The organism is Lacrimispora sp. (genome assembly GCF_032078915.1).
In the GTDB taxonomy this organism is placed as follows: Bacteria; Bacillota; Clostridia; order Lachnospirales; family Lachnospiraceae; genus Lacrimispora.
On record NZ_DAMAUN010000021.1, the window covers coordinates 1 to 14,997 of the forward strand.

General features: G+C 44.6%; 13 protein-coding genes. 4 read left to right on the forward strand and 9 right to left on the reverse strand.

The features are described from left to right. On the forward strand, window positions 1–333 hold a 333-nt coding region (locus RT269_RS10535), incomplete at its 5' end, for a hypothetical protein (RefSeq protein ID WP_313182462.1). Window positions 334–530: 197 nt separating this feature from the next. On the opposite strand, the gene RT269_RS10540 is transcribed toward RT269_RS10535, so the two are convergent. From RT269_RS10540 to RT269_RS10555, 4 genes are all read right to left on the reverse strand, one after another. After that, a complete protein-coding gene (locus RT269_RS10540) occupies window positions 531–1,379 on the reverse strand; it encodes a DNA adenine methylase (protein ID WP_313182464.1) in 849 nt (282 codons plus the stop codon). Beyond that, entirely contained in the window at window positions 1,370–2,419 is a 1,050-nt protein-coding gene (locus RT269_RS10545) for a DNA adenine methylase (protein WP_313182466.1), read from the reverse strand. The genes RT269_RS10540 and RT269_RS10545 overlap by 10 nt, the downstream gene beginning before the upstream one ends. 81 nt (window positions 2,420–2,500) lie before the next feature. Continuing rightward, window positions 2,501–3,733, reverse strand: coding sequence for a sensor domain-containing diguanylate cyclase (locus tag RT269_RS10550; RefSeq protein WP_313182468.1), 1,233 nt, complete (start codon window positions 3,731–3,733; stop codon window positions 2,501–2,503). Window positions 3,734–3,736: 3 nt separating this feature from the next. Further along, the gene (locus tag RT269_RS10555; protein WP_313182470.1) at window positions 3,737–4,105 is read right to left on the reverse strand and encodes a 4-vinyl reductase; all 369 of its coding nucleotides are present in this window, start codon (window positions 4,103–4,105) and stop codon (window positions 3,737–3,739) included. 255 nt (window positions 4,106–4,360) lie between these two features. Here RT269_RS10555 and RT269_RS10560 point away from each other — a divergent pair, with 255 nt between their 5' ends. Next, entirely contained in the window at window positions 4,361–4,735 is a 375-nt protein-coding gene (locus RT269_RS10560) for a metal-dependent transcriptional regulator (protein ID WP_313182471.1), read from the forward strand. Window positions 4,736–4,801: 66 nt separating this feature from the next. Here RT269_RS10560 and mgtA read toward each other — a convergent pair whose 3' ends face one another. Beyond that, on the reverse strand, window positions 4,802–7,447 hold the full coding sequence (gene mgtA, locus RT269_RS10565) for a magnesium-translocating P-type ATPase (RefSeq protein WP_313182472.1): 2,646 nt from the start codon (window positions 7,445–7,447) through the stop codon (window positions 4,802–4,804). 415 nt (window positions 7,448–7,862) lie between these two features. Between mgtA and RT269_RS10570 the strand changes: the two genes are divergently transcribed. Then, window positions 7,863–9,029 (forward strand): tyrosine-type recombinase/integrase, encoded by a 1,167-nt coding sequence (locus RT269_RS10570; protein WP_313182474.1) that lies wholly within the window; start codon window positions 7,863–7,865, stop codon window positions 9,027–9,029. A 105-nt stretch (window positions 9,030–9,134) separates the two neighbouring features. Here RT269_RS10570 and RT269_RS10575 read toward each other — a convergent pair whose 3' ends face one another. Next, window positions 9,135–10,697, reverse strand: coding sequence for a sensor domain-containing diguanylate cyclase (locus tag RT269_RS10575; RefSeq protein ID WP_313182475.1), 1,563 nt, complete (start codon window positions 10,695–10,697; stop codon window positions 9,135–9,137). 450 nt (window positions 10,698–11,147) lie between these two features. Here RT269_RS10575 and RT269_RS10580 point away from each other — a divergent pair, with 450 nt between their 5' ends. Next, window positions 11,148–11,744: a hypothetical protein gene (locus RT269_RS10580; RefSeq protein WP_313182476.1), complete on the forward strand. Its 597-nt coding sequence runs from the start codon at window positions 11,148–11,150 to the stop codon at window positions 11,742–11,744. Between the two features lie 98 nt (window positions 11,745–11,842). Here the strand turns inward: RT269_RS10580 and RT269_RS10585 are convergent, their stop codons facing one another. The 3 genes from RT269_RS10585 to RT269_RS10595 all read right to left on the reverse strand — a co-directional run bounded on the left by RT269_RS10585 (window position 11,843) and on the right by RT269_RS10595 (window position 14,996). Next, a complete protein-coding gene (locus RT269_RS10585) occupies window positions 11,843–13,354 on the reverse strand; it encodes a histidine kinase N-terminal 7TM domain-containing diguanylate cyclase (RefSeq protein ID WP_313182477.1) in 1,512 nt (503 codons plus the stop codon). A 188-nt stretch (window positions 13,355–13,542) separates the two neighbouring features. Then, on the reverse strand, window positions 13,543–14,580 hold the full coding sequence (gene hydE, locus RT269_RS10590) for a [FeFe] hydrogenase H-cluster radical SAM maturase HydE (protein ID WP_313182478.1): 1,038 nt from the start codon (window positions 14,578–14,580) through the stop codon (window positions 13,543–13,545). Between the two features lie 50 nt (window positions 14,581–14,630). Beyond that, window positions 14,631–14,996 (reverse strand): VOC family protein, encoded by a 366-nt coding sequence (locus RT269_RS10595; RefSeq protein ID WP_313182479.1) that lies wholly within the window; start codon window positions 14,994–14,996, stop codon window positions 14,631–14,633. Window position 14,997 lies beyond the last annotated feature (1 nt).

Below are 14,997 nucleotides of genomic sequence, written 5' to 3' on the forward strand. Positions count from 1 at the left end.
TTTCATATCCCCACAACGGAATCTTCAACTATGGTCGTCTTCCTAATAGGGATCATGGGCTTTTACCAGCTGGCAAAGTTGGCAAAACCGTATACGCAGCCCATTCGATGGCTGTTGATTGGACTAATTTGCAGCTTTGTCCTATGCTTCGCGTTTTTGGGTGATTTGTTTATGTTATCCAGTTTATTCAGCCGGAACGTATTTTTTTATATGCCGCTTGTGTATTTCAGCTATCATGTTCATAGCTTTCTAGGCAATGTCTGCCGTAAGGCGGTTGAGGCATTTCAAATCTTAAAAACTGCCGGTTGGATGAAGCGGAATGTCCGTGAATAAGATATAGGTAAAAATTCTGACTGCTTGATCCGGTAATAGTATGACTGAGTGGATGGAACAGCAATTCTCTTACCCATAAAAATTGTTTCATAAAATACGGTGCCGGCTTTAACAGTTTGAAAGCCAAATAAAGGGAAGTCTTATAATGACTTCCCTTAAACATACAGGATTAACCTTGTCCTGACAAATTGCCTTTATTAATAATTGGTGATCAGCACCTCAACCGTAACCGCATCCCTCTCTTTAAACTGATAGCTGCAGTTGGAATAGGTATGATCGATATAATGAACCTGATACCCCTTGCTCCACTCAATGAGAAGGTCATTGGACAATCCCTTATGATAAAGGACATTGGACAGGGCAAACCGGGTGCCTTGTTTATGAAGCCGGTCTAAAAGGTCCAAAAGGGCCTGCTCCTCCCGTTCCTTCCAGTCCTTGAATCCACGGTTCCCATCGTTATAATTCCCCGTTGAGATCAGATAAGGCGGATCGCAGTAAACCAGGTCTTCCGGTCCCAGGCCAGTATAATCCAGTTCCAGAAAGTCCAGATTTGAAAACTCAATGTTCTTCTCCTGAAGAGCCTGGCAGAACTCCGTTAAATTCTTTTCAATGCTGCCGTTAAAGGAGCTTCTGTTCCTTCCAAAGGGTGAATTGAATTCATGGCTGTTATTAAAGCGTATCTGATGGTTAAATGCATAACAGGCCAGGACAAACAGCTCCGTTAAATCCTTCGTTTTGTTATAGTCTGACCGAAGCGCGTAATACCCTTCCCTGTTCTGCTGTGTCAGTTCATATTTTGAGATCAGCCCCTGAATCCTCTCCAGAATATCCCTGATGCCGGTGGAACGGAACATCTGGTACAGTTCGATGAGATACATGATCTGGTCATTGCAGACGATCTGCCTGGCATCCACATTGATCCCTACGTTGAAGCCCCCAGCAAAGACATCCACAAATGTGCGGATATTCTTTGGAAACGCCTCAAAAATGGGTTCCAGGATCTTGAATTTCCCCCCAGTATAGTTTAGAGGACTTTTTATGTACATGGCGGCACCTGCTTTTCCATATAGAACAAAAGCTCCCGTAACCGTTCTGTTTCCTTCACCTTCCGGCTCTTATATCTGCGGTATGGGATCTCATAGATCTGGAAGGTTTCCGGCTTCCCGTGCTTTTTCATGGCCTTTTCAATTTCATCTACCGTCATAAGTCCGTCCGTGCTGTAGCTTAAGATGATATGCTTAAACTGCGCATTCTCAAGCAACTCTTCAAATGCCGGAACCACCTTATTCTTCATACAGAACTCTGATTTCTGCCCTTCGTCAGGCCGCTGCCCGGTAACTCCCCGCACCTCTGGATAATCATATCTGGCAGCTGTCTCAAGGACATGGTAATTGGAAAGATACTGGCGCGCATTATAGGGAGGATCAATATAGAGGATGTCCCCCTTAAGGCGTGTTAAAAGATCCACTCCGTTTTCATTAAAAGAGCGGTTCTGCTTTCCATTGTGTGTCACAGCCAGCCGGTACAGCTCATACCGCTTGTAGCTCCGCCTCTCCCAGGCTTTATGGAATGCACCATAGGTTCCTGAGGTATTGGAAACAAAAGGGATCCCCTCCACGATGCAGGCGACCAGATAATAATACTCGTCCTCACTAAGCAGTCCGGCGGCCTTCCAGTCTTCCACGGTGCACCTTGCAAAGTCAATGCGCAGAGCATTCTCGTCATTTAAATACATGCGGCCGCCTGTGGGAGCATAGGTATTCTGAAAAAACCGGCGCTCCTTTGGCAGCTCTTCTAAATCCTTTTTTTCCCTGCCGTTAAAAAAATCCACCGGATCTGTGATCCCGGTTTCTTCCTGCAAACGGGCAAATTCCGGCACACTGTCATTCTCGACGGTGGCCCTTTGCAGCACATAGGAAAAGTACAGCAGGTCATTGGAACAGACCTGGTACCACTGTTTAAAATATCTGGCAACCGCTGCGGTTCCAGAAAATATATCACAAAAGCTCTCCGCTCCCGGCGCCTTTTCATCAATCACATGCTTAATCTGGTCCAGCAGCAATGTCTTGCTTCCAATAAATCTCATTCTTTTCTTGCTCCTATTTCGTTTTAACCTGCCTATCATTATAATGTAAAATCATAAAAAACACAAGAAAAGTTGAGCTTTCTAAATTCCTTTGCTGCCTAACCCGTTATTTTTCTTCTTTCGCCGCCTTTTAAATCGGTACATTCTTTCATCTGCTATATTTAAAGCGGCTTCCGGAGACAATTCCGTCCCCTCTTCAACATAAACCACTCCATAGCTGATGGACATCGGATAGACCTTCGCAACTTCAGACAGCTTCTTATCGATTAAGTCCATCCTTTCCTCTGCCGTCTGTTCGTCGCATTCCCGGAACAGCATGATGAACTCATCGCCTCCGAACCGGCATGTAATGTCTATCTCCCGGGCAGAGTCCTTCAGCACTTGCGAAACAGACTTTATATATTCATCTCCGTATAAATGCCCGCACAGGTCATTGATATTTTTCAGCCCGTCCATATCAATCATGCAAAGGGAAAAAGGAATGCCCTTTTGTATATAGGAGTCAATGGTACGCAGGCCGCTGCGCCGGTTATCCAGCCCGGTCAGTTCATCCTTATAGGCCATGACCTCCAGGAAGGCTTCATTTTCCCTCTGATATGTAACATCCGTCATGAGATGGACCACCGCCTTTTTCTCCTCCCACAACAAGGAATAGGACCTTACCTGGAAGGTCTTATTGCGGGAGCATTTGAATTCATACCGCAATTCCTGTTCCAGGCCGGTATGGGACCTTAAGCGGGCCATTAAGGGGCAATCTTCTCCCCCGCAGGCAAATTGCCTTGTCCCGGGGTCATAAAACCTCTTTCTGGCTGAATCATTGGTATATAATACCGTCCCGTTCTCTTCATCTATAACAACAACCCATTCCTTCAGACTGTCCATAATGAATATCAGCAGCCTATTAAACCTTTTGATCTTATCTGCCTGCTCTTTCAACTCATTTTCCCTTATTTCCAGCTGGACTACCATTTCATTAAATGCCTGGGAAAAATCCCCCATGAAATTCACCCGCTGCTTATAATCTCCCTTGATCACCTGTTCTGTCTGCCACGCCAGATGCTTCAAAGCAGCATGAAGCTGTTTTAATTCACCTGCCTGAAAATTGTGGCGGTCAGGCAGTGGAACATTTAAGTTCCCTTCTGCCAGGTTCTTAAGAAGCTCATTGGATTCCATAAGACAGTGAGAAAGATAGAAAACTGCCTGCTCCAGATCTGAATATACCTGTGCCTTCTCCTCCAGCTCCCCGATAACCGGCTTATTTAAAATGATATTGCGAATCTGATCCAAAAGTACAGACGCATCTTTTTCTGTCATCCACTACACCTTCGCCTGTTGATCGACATTAGCCTCAAATCTGCATATACGTGCACCGCTGGCCCAGCAATCAACCTCTTTTACAAGATAATCCTTTCCCGTGTATTCCTTTAAAACGCCGGAAAGAAATCCTTCGTCATAATTACACACTTGATCTCCCGTCACAGGGAGTCCGGAACAATCCAGGTCTTCCCCAACAGTCAGGACCACATCTCCAGTGCGGGGATCAAACTTTTCAATTCTTAGAATGCCTATCTTATGTACCTCCAGGCTGTTTTGCAGGGACGCCAGATTCCTTCTCCCTTCTGCCACATTCCCTATCATGCTCCAGGAAAAATCCTTCTCTTCTCCTACATGAAAAACATTGAACATATGCCTCCCCCCCATATCTTTGTCTGCACAGCCCGATTGCTTCGCCCTAAGGGTATCTGCAAAATGATAAAGTCAACCATAATACATTATAATAAAAATTCTGACATATTTCAACAAAAAAATGGTAACACGGATTTTCTGTAACCAAAATAAGCAGGTAACAAAATAATATAAGGAGAAGCCATCTTGAAAAGTTGTACCAGTTCATGTTAAAATAAAGGAATATTCAAAGAAAGCAGGAAAGAGGGTGATGATATGAAGATACAGGAATCTGCCGAAAACTATCTGGAAACGATCCTGATGCTTAAGAAGCGCAACAGCTATGTGCGCTCCATAGACATTGCCGAAGAACTGGACTTTTCCAAACCAAGCGTCAGCGTGGCAATGAAAAATCTCAGGGAAAACGGATACATCGGGATAGACGAAAACGGTCACATCACTTTGCAGCAAAAGGGACTTGAAATCGCAGAAAAGATATACGAACGCCACACTTTGCTTTCGGAGTGGCTGATAGCCCTTGGGGTAACTCCTAAGACCGCACTGGAGGATGCCTGCCGGGTTGAGCACGTAATAAGCGAGGAAAGCTTTGCAGCCATTAAAGCTCACGTGAATGGCGAAGGAGAAACATAAAAAAGAAAACCAAAAGAGCAGTCAGGCCAAAACAAGCCGGCTGCTCTTTCTCTGACTGGAGGAACGTTACATCCATTCCTTATATCGGTTTATATATACTTTTTTCATCATCTGTACAGCCGCAAGATAGCCGATCAGGATCAAAGCAAGCCATGGAATGAACTGTACCGGCAGGCGGTACATATCAAAGCCTACGGAGAGGCCTGTAAATCCAATGACCAATGCAAGGACCACAACGATAAATGTTGAAAAGAACAGGGGCATGGAAGGCCTGCTTTGCACAAAGGGCAGCTTCTCAGTACGGATCAAGTGGATGACCAGTACCTGTGATATGGTTCCGAAGACGAACCAGCCGCAATGAAAGAGTGGGGAAAGCTCCACTTTATTGGCGCCAATGGCCCACCACATAACAGCATAACACAGGATATCAAAAATTGAGCTGAGAGGACCAAAAAAAGTCATAAAGGATTTGATGGACTTTGTTTCCCATCTATGTGGCTTTTTTAAATATTCCTTATCCACATCATCAAAGGGTATGCCCATCTGGGAAAAATCGCACAGCAGATTCTGAGTCAATATCTGCACCGGCAGCATGGGCAGAAACGGCAGGAGCAGACTGGCAACAATAACGGAAATCATGTTTCCGAAATTGCCGCTTGCCGCCATCTTAATATATTTGATGATGTTTCCAAACGTACGGCGGCCTTCTATGACACCTTCCTCCAAAACCATTAAATCCTTTTCCAGAAGAATGATATCGGCGGTTTCCTTGGCAATATCCACGGCGCTGTCAATGGATATCCCCACATCTGCCTGGTGCAGGGGCGGTGCATCATTAATGCCGTCACCCATATACCCCACCGTATGACCTGCGCTCTGGAATGCTTTTACTACCCGTTCCTTCTGGGATGGAGATAATTTTGCAAACAAGTTGCATATGCCTGTTGCTTGTAAAAGCTCTTTGTCATCCATCTGCTCCACATCCCGGCCTGTCATCATATTGGAAGCATCTACGCCCACTTTGCTGCATACTTTTGCTGCCACTCCCTCACTGTCTCCGGTGAGGACGACCGTTCTCACCCCATGCTCCCGAAGGGCGGCAATTGCGGTGCCTGCACTCTCCTTTGGCGGATCAAGAAAGCCGATAAAGCCGATTAAAACCATATCCCGCTCATCGTCCACGCTGAATACCCCCATACCAGGGACCTCGTTCTTCTGGGCAACGGCAATGATCCGCAGACCATCGTTATTATACGTTTCATAGGTCGCCATGGCGATACGCCGGGTTTCCTCATCCATTGGCAGAACGCTCCCGTTCATCTCCACAAAGGATGAGATCTCCAGGATTTCTTCCACCGCTCCCTTTGTAATCAGCTGGAGTTTTCCCTTTTGGTCGGTCAAAACCACGCTCATCCGGCGCCGTGTAAAATCAAAAGGAATTTCATCAATACGGCTGTAAGAGCTTAAAACAGACTCCATTTCGTTCTGTTCGGCACGGTTTATGATCGCCAGATCAATAAGGTTCTTAAGGCCAGTTTGAAAATAGCTGTTTAAGTAAGCATGGCGCAGGACTCTGGTATCCTCATCCCCTTTTAGATTCATATATCTTTCCAGGACCACCTTATCTTCGGTCAGAGTTCCTGTCTTATCGGTACAGAGCACATCCATCTCCCCAAAGGTCTGTATCGCTCCAAGAGTGCGGACAATTACTTTGTGCCTGGACATGGAAACCGCTCCCTTAGCCAGGGTGGAGGTCATAATCATGGGCAGCATTTCCGGCGTAAGACCTACTGCAATACTGATGGCAAAAAGAAGGGCTCCGGCCCAGTCTCCTTTTGCAATGCCGTTAATTAAAAATACAACCGGGATCATGACAAGCATCATTCTGACCAGAAGCCCGCTGACAGATTCCACCCCCCGTTCAAAGCTGGTCTTGGCTCTGTCACCTGACAGAGATTGGGCCATGGAGCCGAAATACGTGTTATTACCAGTCTCCAGAACCACTGCTGTGGCGCTTCCGCTTACCACATTAGACCCCATAAAGCCGATATTTTTCAAATCCGTCAAAGCATCACCGGGATTATTGTCCCCATCAGCGAATTTCTCTACAGGAGCAGACTCACCGGTGAGGGCGGCCTGAGCCAAAAAGGTGTCTTTGGTGGTCAGGAAACACACATCTGCCGGAAGCATGTGACCTGCTGAAAGCTTGACAATGTCTCCCGGAACCACTTCATCCATGGGGGTCTCAGTAAGCTTTCCGTCTCTCCACACATCTGCTTTGTTGGAAATCATCTCTGAAAGCTTTTCCGCAGCGGCATTAGAACGCTGACTCTGGACAAAGGAAATCAGGCTTGAGACAATCACCAGAAAAATGATGATGGAAACAGTCAGATAATCAGGCCTTGAGGAAGCAATGACATCTGTAAAATAATTAACAGCCGCAATAACAAGTAAAATCACGTTAAAGGGATTAATAACTGCTTCTCTAAGCCTGTGGAGCGTTGTATCTTTATTTCCTGCCGTGATTACATTTGCTCCGAATTCATTCTGCCTTTCTAAGGCCTCCTCATTGGTAAGGCCGTCCATTGAGGCAGAAAGGGATGACAGGAGATTTTCTTTCTCAAGAAATGCATAGGTTCTGAGCTTTTTTTCCGTGTCGTTCCTGTTTTTCTGGATCTGTGTGCTGATTGTTTTCTTTTTCATAAATTTCATTGGAATCATCCTTTCTTTATTATGATTCCCCAATGAAAATAAAAATAGCAATAAAAAAAGCCGTCCCAATAGACGGCGTTAAAAGCACAAGCTAAGGAAGCCCATTTGTATTAACAACAATGGACGGGCGCATGCTTAAAGCGCCGGTATATTGGTTTTTATTTTCATACCGGGGGTTGAAGCCGCATATAGGACTTCGAGGATTGCCATCCATTGTTTCACTTCCTTTTCATAATCTTATTTCTTATTTTCAGTTTATCTGATGTTGGAGGAAAAGTCAACCATACTTGATAATATCTTCCAATGCAGATGCATCTGTGGATTTTATAACTATTTATCTGGTAATATTTGGATTATTTGCCGTTATTAGAAACGTCATATAATAACTATATGATAAGCAAAGGAGTATTGTACAATGCCGCGAAGAGGAGAAAATATTTACAAACGGAAAGACGGCCGCTGGGAAGGCAGGAGTTTAAAATCGGATGGAACGTATCGGTATTTCTACTCACGAACCTACAAAGGCGTAAAAGAAAAGATGAAAAATCACCAGGAAATCCAGGAATCCGTTGGAGAGAAGCTTTCCTGGAATGGAAGCGATGTCTGCTGCTTATTTGAGGCATGGCTGGAGGATGCCGCCCTTCGGGTAAAGCCCTCCACTTATGAAAGCTATTACCGATGCATGAATAAATATGTCATTCCTTTTTTTAAAGAGGAAAAAAATCGTAAAATTACGGAAGATTCTGTTCTTTGTTTTGTAAAGACCATAAGAGAAAATACCAGCCTGGCAGATTCATCCAAGAAGAAAAACCTTACCATCTTTAAAATAGCTATAAAAGAAATCTTAAAGGGGGCGCCAGAGGGTTTTTCCATCATTGAACAGATAAAAGTCCCAAAACCGGAGGACAAGGAGGTTAAAGTCTTTTCCTTAAAAGAGCAAAGACTCATAGAAAATACGGCACTGAATTCCAAAGACAAGCGTGCGGCAGGGATCATCCTGTCATTTTATACAGGCATCCGCCTTGGAGAATTGTGTTCCCTGAAATGGGGAGATATTGATATGGAGGCCGGCACCCTGTCCATTGCACGGACCGTTTCCAGAATCAAACGTTTTGAAGAGGGTGAAAACAAAACAGCTCTGCAGGTAGGCGCACCGAAAAGCCGCAAATCTTTAAGAAAAATTCCCCTGCCGGATTTTCTGTTAAAAATGTCAGAGGAACAGGGATTTTCTCATGCGAGCCCGGACCATTATATATTTTCTGAAGGGGATACTCCCTTAGATCCCCGCTGCTTTCAAAAGCTTTATAAGAAACTATTAAAAGAAGCTCATGTGCAGGACCGAAAGTTTCATGCCATCCGTCATACCTTTGCCACCCGGGCCCTTGAGCTGGGGGTGGATGTAAAAACCATCAGCGAACTATTGGGCCATTCCAGCGTGTCCATTACCCTTAATGTGTATTCCCATTCCCTTATGGAACAAAAAAAGGCGGCCATTGAAAAGTTTAACCATATGTATCTTTTAAATATGGAAACTGCCGCCGCCCTGCCTGATCCTGCCCTAACTATAAATAACATTACATAAGCCGTTACGTTTACAGCCAGGTTACTCCCAAGAGATCCTGGCCGTCACCAGAAAATAAAGCTTTTCCATGGTTTTCCAGTTCCGCACCGTTGCCGGTCTTATTATCTATAAAATAATATTGGCCTGATTCCGTCCTTCTGACTTTGACTTATAAAGGGCCTCATCCGCCCGATTTAATGCACCGTGAAAATCTTCATCTCCTTCCTTAAAGAAGGAAAAGCCGATGGATACGGTGATCCCGATCTCCTCATGGTGATCCAGTATTTTTAAAGAAGATACGGAAGTCAAAAACTTGCTTCCAAAATCCAGTACATGCTTCTCTTCTATACCATAAAGAATAATGATAAATTCATCTCCGCCCCAGCGGATGATCTTGTCCGTGCTTCTTAGGGTGCCTTTCATTACATTAACAAATTCTGCCAAGGCCATATCCCCTGTGGAATGGCCGTATCTGTCATTGATCCCTTTAAAATGGTCTACATCGCACATCATAATTCCGGGGCTTAAGCCTGTCCGTTTGAATTCCTTAAAAGCATTGGTCAAATCATTGGTCCCGCTTCTCCTGCTCCCCGCCTTTGTAAGGGCATCCTGGTTAAGCTCAGATTCCATTGCCTTCTTCGCATGGCGGTAATATATCTTTTCCAATAAGGTAACAGAAAACAGGCTGGCGATTAATATAACAATGAGCAGTAAAACCAAAAGAAGGGTAATCCTGGATACCATCTCTTTGCTTTCCTTATTCGTCTGGTCAACATAGGGCTGTAGATCATCAAGATACACTCCCATGGCGACCACCCAGTTATAATCCTTATATAACTTGGCATAAGACAACTTCCTGGATACCTTATCACTGCCTGGTTCCTTGAAATAATAAGAGGAAAACAGCTCTCCATCCTTAATGATTCCCTGAAGTTCGGTCAAATATGGATGGTTTCCTGCGATATCAGTCATATCCGTGGAAAGGTAGATTCCTTCTGTTTCCGGCATGTTGGGATGGATCCTTCGGATGGCATAATTTTTACCTCCCTGATAATTCTGTATCTCATTCACCCAGATGTAGGTACTTCCGTCAAATTGGGAATTCCTGATCACATTGGCAATGTCCGCCTTAACAAGCTCATCCACGTAGTTTTTGGTGGTCCCAAAGAGGAATGAATAATCTCCGTGACTGAAAACCCGGTAAGAGGATAAACCGGAGCTATTGGCCTTAAGAGTATCCTTCCAGGTGGTTCCTGCCAGATTTTCCGGGTCATAAGTCACTTTATCTGCAGCATTATCCCATACGATCACGGTCAAAAATTTATAATCCGGATTATCCCGGAAAAACCCGATAAAGAAATCATTGAATTCAGAATCCGGAAGATCCTTTTTCATATTAATGATATCAGATGTTCTGGATATAAAGGTTTCCATGTGTGATGATTTAGCCGCCCGCCTTAATCCAATTTCGGAAATCAGGTTATTGACCGTATCCTTTAGAAAATCTTTCTTAATGTTATAAATTGCTTCTTCTGACTTTTCAATATAAATACCGCCGACCTTGGCAATAGAAAATAAATAAAAGCATACCATGACAGCGCAGATAATACTGATAATTGTGGATAGAAATATTGCGTATTTACGCCTGATAACGCATTCCTCCTTTTTTTGGAATGTATATTTTTGCATATCATGTAAGCACTTTTCATTTACTCATCCACATATTCCAGAAAAATTCTGTTATAAAATCCGCCCCTGTCTTTTGCCTTTTTTTCCCGCGCTTCCTCCAGTTCCGCCTTTGTATATCACCGCTCTATTCCCTTTAGCTTCAATTACTTCAGGTATCCTGTCCCTGACTAACTTATCGTACCTTTTAATGGAAAATCCCTTCTTTCCAGTTAATCAATTGAACAATCCAATGCTTTTCGAAAGATACAACCTAAAAAACAGTATATCACATTCATGAAAAAATGTCGCTTGTTCCTGGCAATAATCAATGCTAAAATTCCTGAAATTTTCTTTACGGCCTCTGGCTCCACGCTGTGAACAAAGATTATTGCTTCTTAGAACTCATAGAGTAATTTTTTACAGCATCAGCATATAATATTAATTAATTCACATGCTATTAAGGGGATTTATATGAGTGATACCACTGCAGGCAGGAGAGGAACCATCAGCCAGGACGGGAGCATCCTGCGCATTGAAAATGCACTAGTAGAAGATGTTTTTACTTCTAACAGCAGAACTGGTCATGTTCTGGTTTCTTACGCAGCACCCGGCCGAAATGAAATGATCAATATTGAACTCCTGCAATTGAACGTTGATTGGGACACAATCTTAGTCAATCAATTCGGCGACTCTATCAGCCTGTGCACTGTCAGGAAGGGGATGTGGATAAATGCCGATTTCTCCGCTGCCATGACAAGGAGCATTCCCCCTCAAACAAAGGCTTTCCGGATCGTTGCATTCCTGAAAATGCCTGCGTACCGCGTAACGACGGACCGGATCGTTTCCGTGGATGTTGTAAATGGCTTCCTCAATACCGGCAATCCCGATGATGGGGCGGACCAGATGAGATTTGTTGTTTCCCGCGCTACAGAAATCCTGGACCGGAATAATAATCCTATTCGCTTCAGCTCTCTTCAGCCTGGGCAGTTGGTAAGGGTCGAGCATTCCAACTTCCAGACCGCCAGCATTCCTCCACAGTCCACAGCTTATCGCATTCAACAGGTTTAACCTTGCTGAGATAGAATAAACCGCTTATTATCTTCACAGGTATAATAAGCGGTTTTATAATTTCAATCAGGTAATAATAATCAAATATCTCCTTCGCACTAAGAAACGGGCGCTTCATACAGACAGGCGCAGTTGCGTCCGCCATTTTTGGCCTCATACAGTGCCAGGTCTGCCTGAAGGATCATATCCTCCAGAGAATGAACATTTCCGGCAGAAGAATGGGCCATTCCAATGCTGGCGGTAAGACAGATGGAGTTCTCATGGCAATAAATCGTTTTATGTTCAATGACTTCCCTGAGCTTTTCCACCGTATCAAGCATCTGTCTGGCAGAGATGTCCTCCATCAGGACCACAATTTCCTCACCACCGTAACGGCCCACAATGTCTCCCTTGGAGAAATGGTTTCTAACTATGGCTGCAATGGCCTCCAGCACGATATCCCCGCAGGGGTGGCCGTAGGTATCGTTCACCATCTTAAAATGGTCAAGGTCAATCATCAGAAGGCCATAAGGCTGTTCCTTTGCTTCATCCGCATTCAACTTAAGACTTGCAAAGTCAAAAAAGGCTGCCCGGTTGTAGATATGCATCAAAGGATCAAAGGTGGCTTTGCCATACAAACTTTTAAGCTGGGTTTCTTTATCAGTGATGTCATGGAATACAATGCAGATTCCATTGTCTTTGCTGCTTTGCCTGATGCGGGTCTGAGTCACCTTGTAAAACCTCATCTCACCGTTTATCTGAAGGCATAATTCGTTATGGCCTTCAAACTGCTTCACCTGCTCCATAGTTTCACCAGGAATCAGGGTGCGCAGCTGCGGAAACAGCTCCTTGGCCGCCTGGTTTGCATCCAGGAAGCTGAAATCCCTGCCGCAGACAATAAAGGCATCCGCCATGGATTCAATCACCTGGGCCCGTGCCAGAGGAACCACATTGAGCAGATTCTGATTCCTGACGGAATAAAGGAGCAGGGCCAGCGAAACCGAAACCGCAAAGGGGTTTATGTCGGGCCGGAGGTGATTGTAGGAGATGATATGATATATATTAACAAAAAGAGGAATCAGAATTGACACCAGCAGGCAAACGCCCTGACGCTTCTGCAGCTTGCTTCCGCCCTTTAAATGCTTGAGAATCCGCCGGATGCTTAAAGAAACCAGCAGAAAATTATAAACAGTCGCCACATAGCTCATTGGTCCCGGATGCCCCTGACAGTTGGCAAAATACCCGTTATAAAAATATTCAATGCCAGTGTAGTGCAGCCGCACAATGGGATATGCCTGGGCGGTGAACAGGTTAAAAACAGGCAGAGCAAAAAGCAGGCAGTATCCGGAAGCGCTGAAACGCTTTTCCCCATAAACATCCCGCATGAAAAGATAGTTAAAAACCACAAGCAGCGGCGTCCCCATTTTCTGTACCCGGACTCCCATAAAGGAAGCTTCCAGGGTGGTAGAAATGATCTCCAGCAAATAGCCTGCAGTGTACAAAAAGGTACAGATGGAAGCGAAGATCAGGAAAAATGACCGCTCGGAACTGTGGCTTGCAACGGCGTATACCATCAGCATGACGGAAGCCATCGCAGCTATGAGCATGAACCAAACAAATATATTTAACATTGATTTCAAAACCTCCATCCGTAAAATGAACTGTACATATCCCTCTTTGGAATGTTAACAAGAAGGCAGATACAAGCCAATGGTAAATGGCCTGCTCTGCCTATTATAATTGCGATCAATTCCTCCTGGTTCATCACAGGCTGGGCCGTGCCTTCTTGTCAAAGTACATTACCATGGCTTTCTACGGCTCATTCTTTATAATCGCCTCTTTTTTCTACCACGTTATAACCAATGGAGGCAACACGGTTTCTCAGACAGACATTACATTCTGCTGCTTCCTCTCCGGTACAGATCTTGTTGTCATATAATTCATATTTCTTCCGGACGCCAATAGGAGACAAATTAGGCATCAGAACATTGGCTCCTGACAGGATCCCTTTTTCCCTTCCCTTGGGATCAAGGGTCCCTAATGCTGTGGTAGAAGGCAGTAGCGCATTCGGCAGCATCAACCTTAAAATCCCTATGAGAAACAGGGTGAGGTCAACACTTCCCGCAGGAAAATCGGCAAAGGGCGTATCCTTATGAGGAATAAAAGGCCCAATACCCACCATCTGGGGAGACAGTTCTCTGATAAACTCCAAATCTTCAGCCAGGCACTTTGCGGTCTGGTAGGGGGAACCTACCATGAATCCGGTGCCCACCTGATAACCGATCTTTTTTAAATTCCTTAAGCATTCCTTCCGGTTTTCTAAGGACAGGGAATCCGGATGAAGACGGGAATAATGTTCCTCATCCGCTGTTTCATGGCGGAGGAGATAACGGTTTGCTCCTGCTTCATAATATTTTAAATACTGGTCATAGGTTTTTTCCCCTATGGAAAGGGTGATGGCACAATCAGGATATTCCTCCCGGATGGTTTTAACAATATCCACCATGACTTCATCTGTAAATGCAGGGTCTTCTCCACCCTGAAGCACAAAGGTCCGAAAGCCGAGCCCATACCCGGACTCACAGCAGGAAAGGATCTCTTCCTTGCTTAACCGGTACCGGCTGGCATTTTTATTGCCTCTTCTTATGCCGCAGTAATAGCAGTCATTTTGGCAGTAATTCGTAAATTCAATCAGACCCCTGATATAAACTTCCTTCTCATAATGGTCCTGACTGTAGGTCCTTGCCAGGGAAAATAAATATTCACTGTCTTCTTTATCATAATTTTCCAGCAGGTAGATGAACTCGTCCTTATCCAGGTTATGAGTTTCATACAGCTTATCAATCAAATGCTTCATTTTCTTTGCTCCTTGCTCTGTAGTGTCCGCTGCTGCCTGGTTTTTTCCGTTCAATCCCCCAGATTTTCTACAAGCTGTACTCTCATGCCATTAGGATCTTTTATAAAGGCAAACCTCACATGGGGATTTGGCTGCACCGGCTCTCCCAAAATAACCACGCCTTTTTCCTTTGCCAGGGAAAGGGTCTGATCAAGGGATTCCACTTCAAACCCCCAGCTGATATCATCTCCCACATGAATTTCCCTGTCCCCGCCGCATATAAATTCGATTTGTGTTTCCCCATCGCCTAAAAATGCAATTTCAGTACCAGGACCGGCTGGGAATCTTCTGGTCACCTTCAGACCGATGATTTCCTCATAAAATTTGATTGATTCTTCTAAATTCCTGACGTTTAAAGTACTCCAGCAAAACTTCATA

Coding starts and splice junctions, on each gene's coding strand:
- RT269_RS10575 (WP_313182475.1), bottom strand. CDS start 10,697: ATGCAAAAATATACATTCCAAAAAAAGGAGGAATGCGTTATCAGGCGT.
- hydE (WP_313182478.1), bottom strand. CDS start 14,580: ATGAAGCATTTGATTGATAAGCTGTATGAAACTCATAACCTGGATAAG.
- RT269_RS10540 (WP_313182464.1), bottom strand. CDS start 1,379: ATGTACATAAAAAGTCCTCTAAACTATACTGGGGGGAAATTCAAGATC.
- RT269_RS10570 (WP_313182474.1), top strand. CDS start 7,863: ATGCCGCGAAGAGGAGAAAATATTTACAAACGGAAAGACGGCCGCTGG.
- RT269_RS10545 (WP_313182466.1), bottom strand. CDS start 2,419: ATGAGATTTATTGGAAGCAAGACATTGCTGCTGGACCAGATTAAGCAT.
- RT269_RS10595 (WP_313182479.1), bottom strand. CDS start 14,996: ATGAAGTTTTGCTGGAGTACTTTAAACGTCAGGAATTTAGAAGAATCA.
- RT269_RS10555 (WP_313182470.1), bottom strand. CDS start 4,105: ATGTTCAATGTTTTTCATGTAGGAGAAGAGAAGGATTTTTCCTGGAGC.
- RT269_RS10580 (WP_313182476.1), top strand. CDS start 11,148: ATGAGTGATACCACTGCAGGCAGGAGAGGAACCATCAGCCAGGACGGG.
- mgtA (WP_313182472.1), bottom strand. CDS start 7,447: ATGAAATTTATGAAAAAGAAAACAATCAGCACACAGATCCAGAAAAAC.
- RT269_RS10550 (WP_313182468.1), bottom strand. CDS start 3,733: ATGACAGAAAAAGATGCGTCTGTACTTTTGGATCAGATTCGCAATATC.
- RT269_RS10585 (WP_313182477.1), bottom strand. CDS start 13,354: ATGTTAAATATATTTGTTTGGTTCATGCTCATAGCTGCGATGGCTTCC.
- RT269_RS10560 (WP_313182471.1), top strand. CDS start 4,361: ATGAAGATACAGGAATCTGCCGAAAACTATCTGGAAACGATCCTGATG.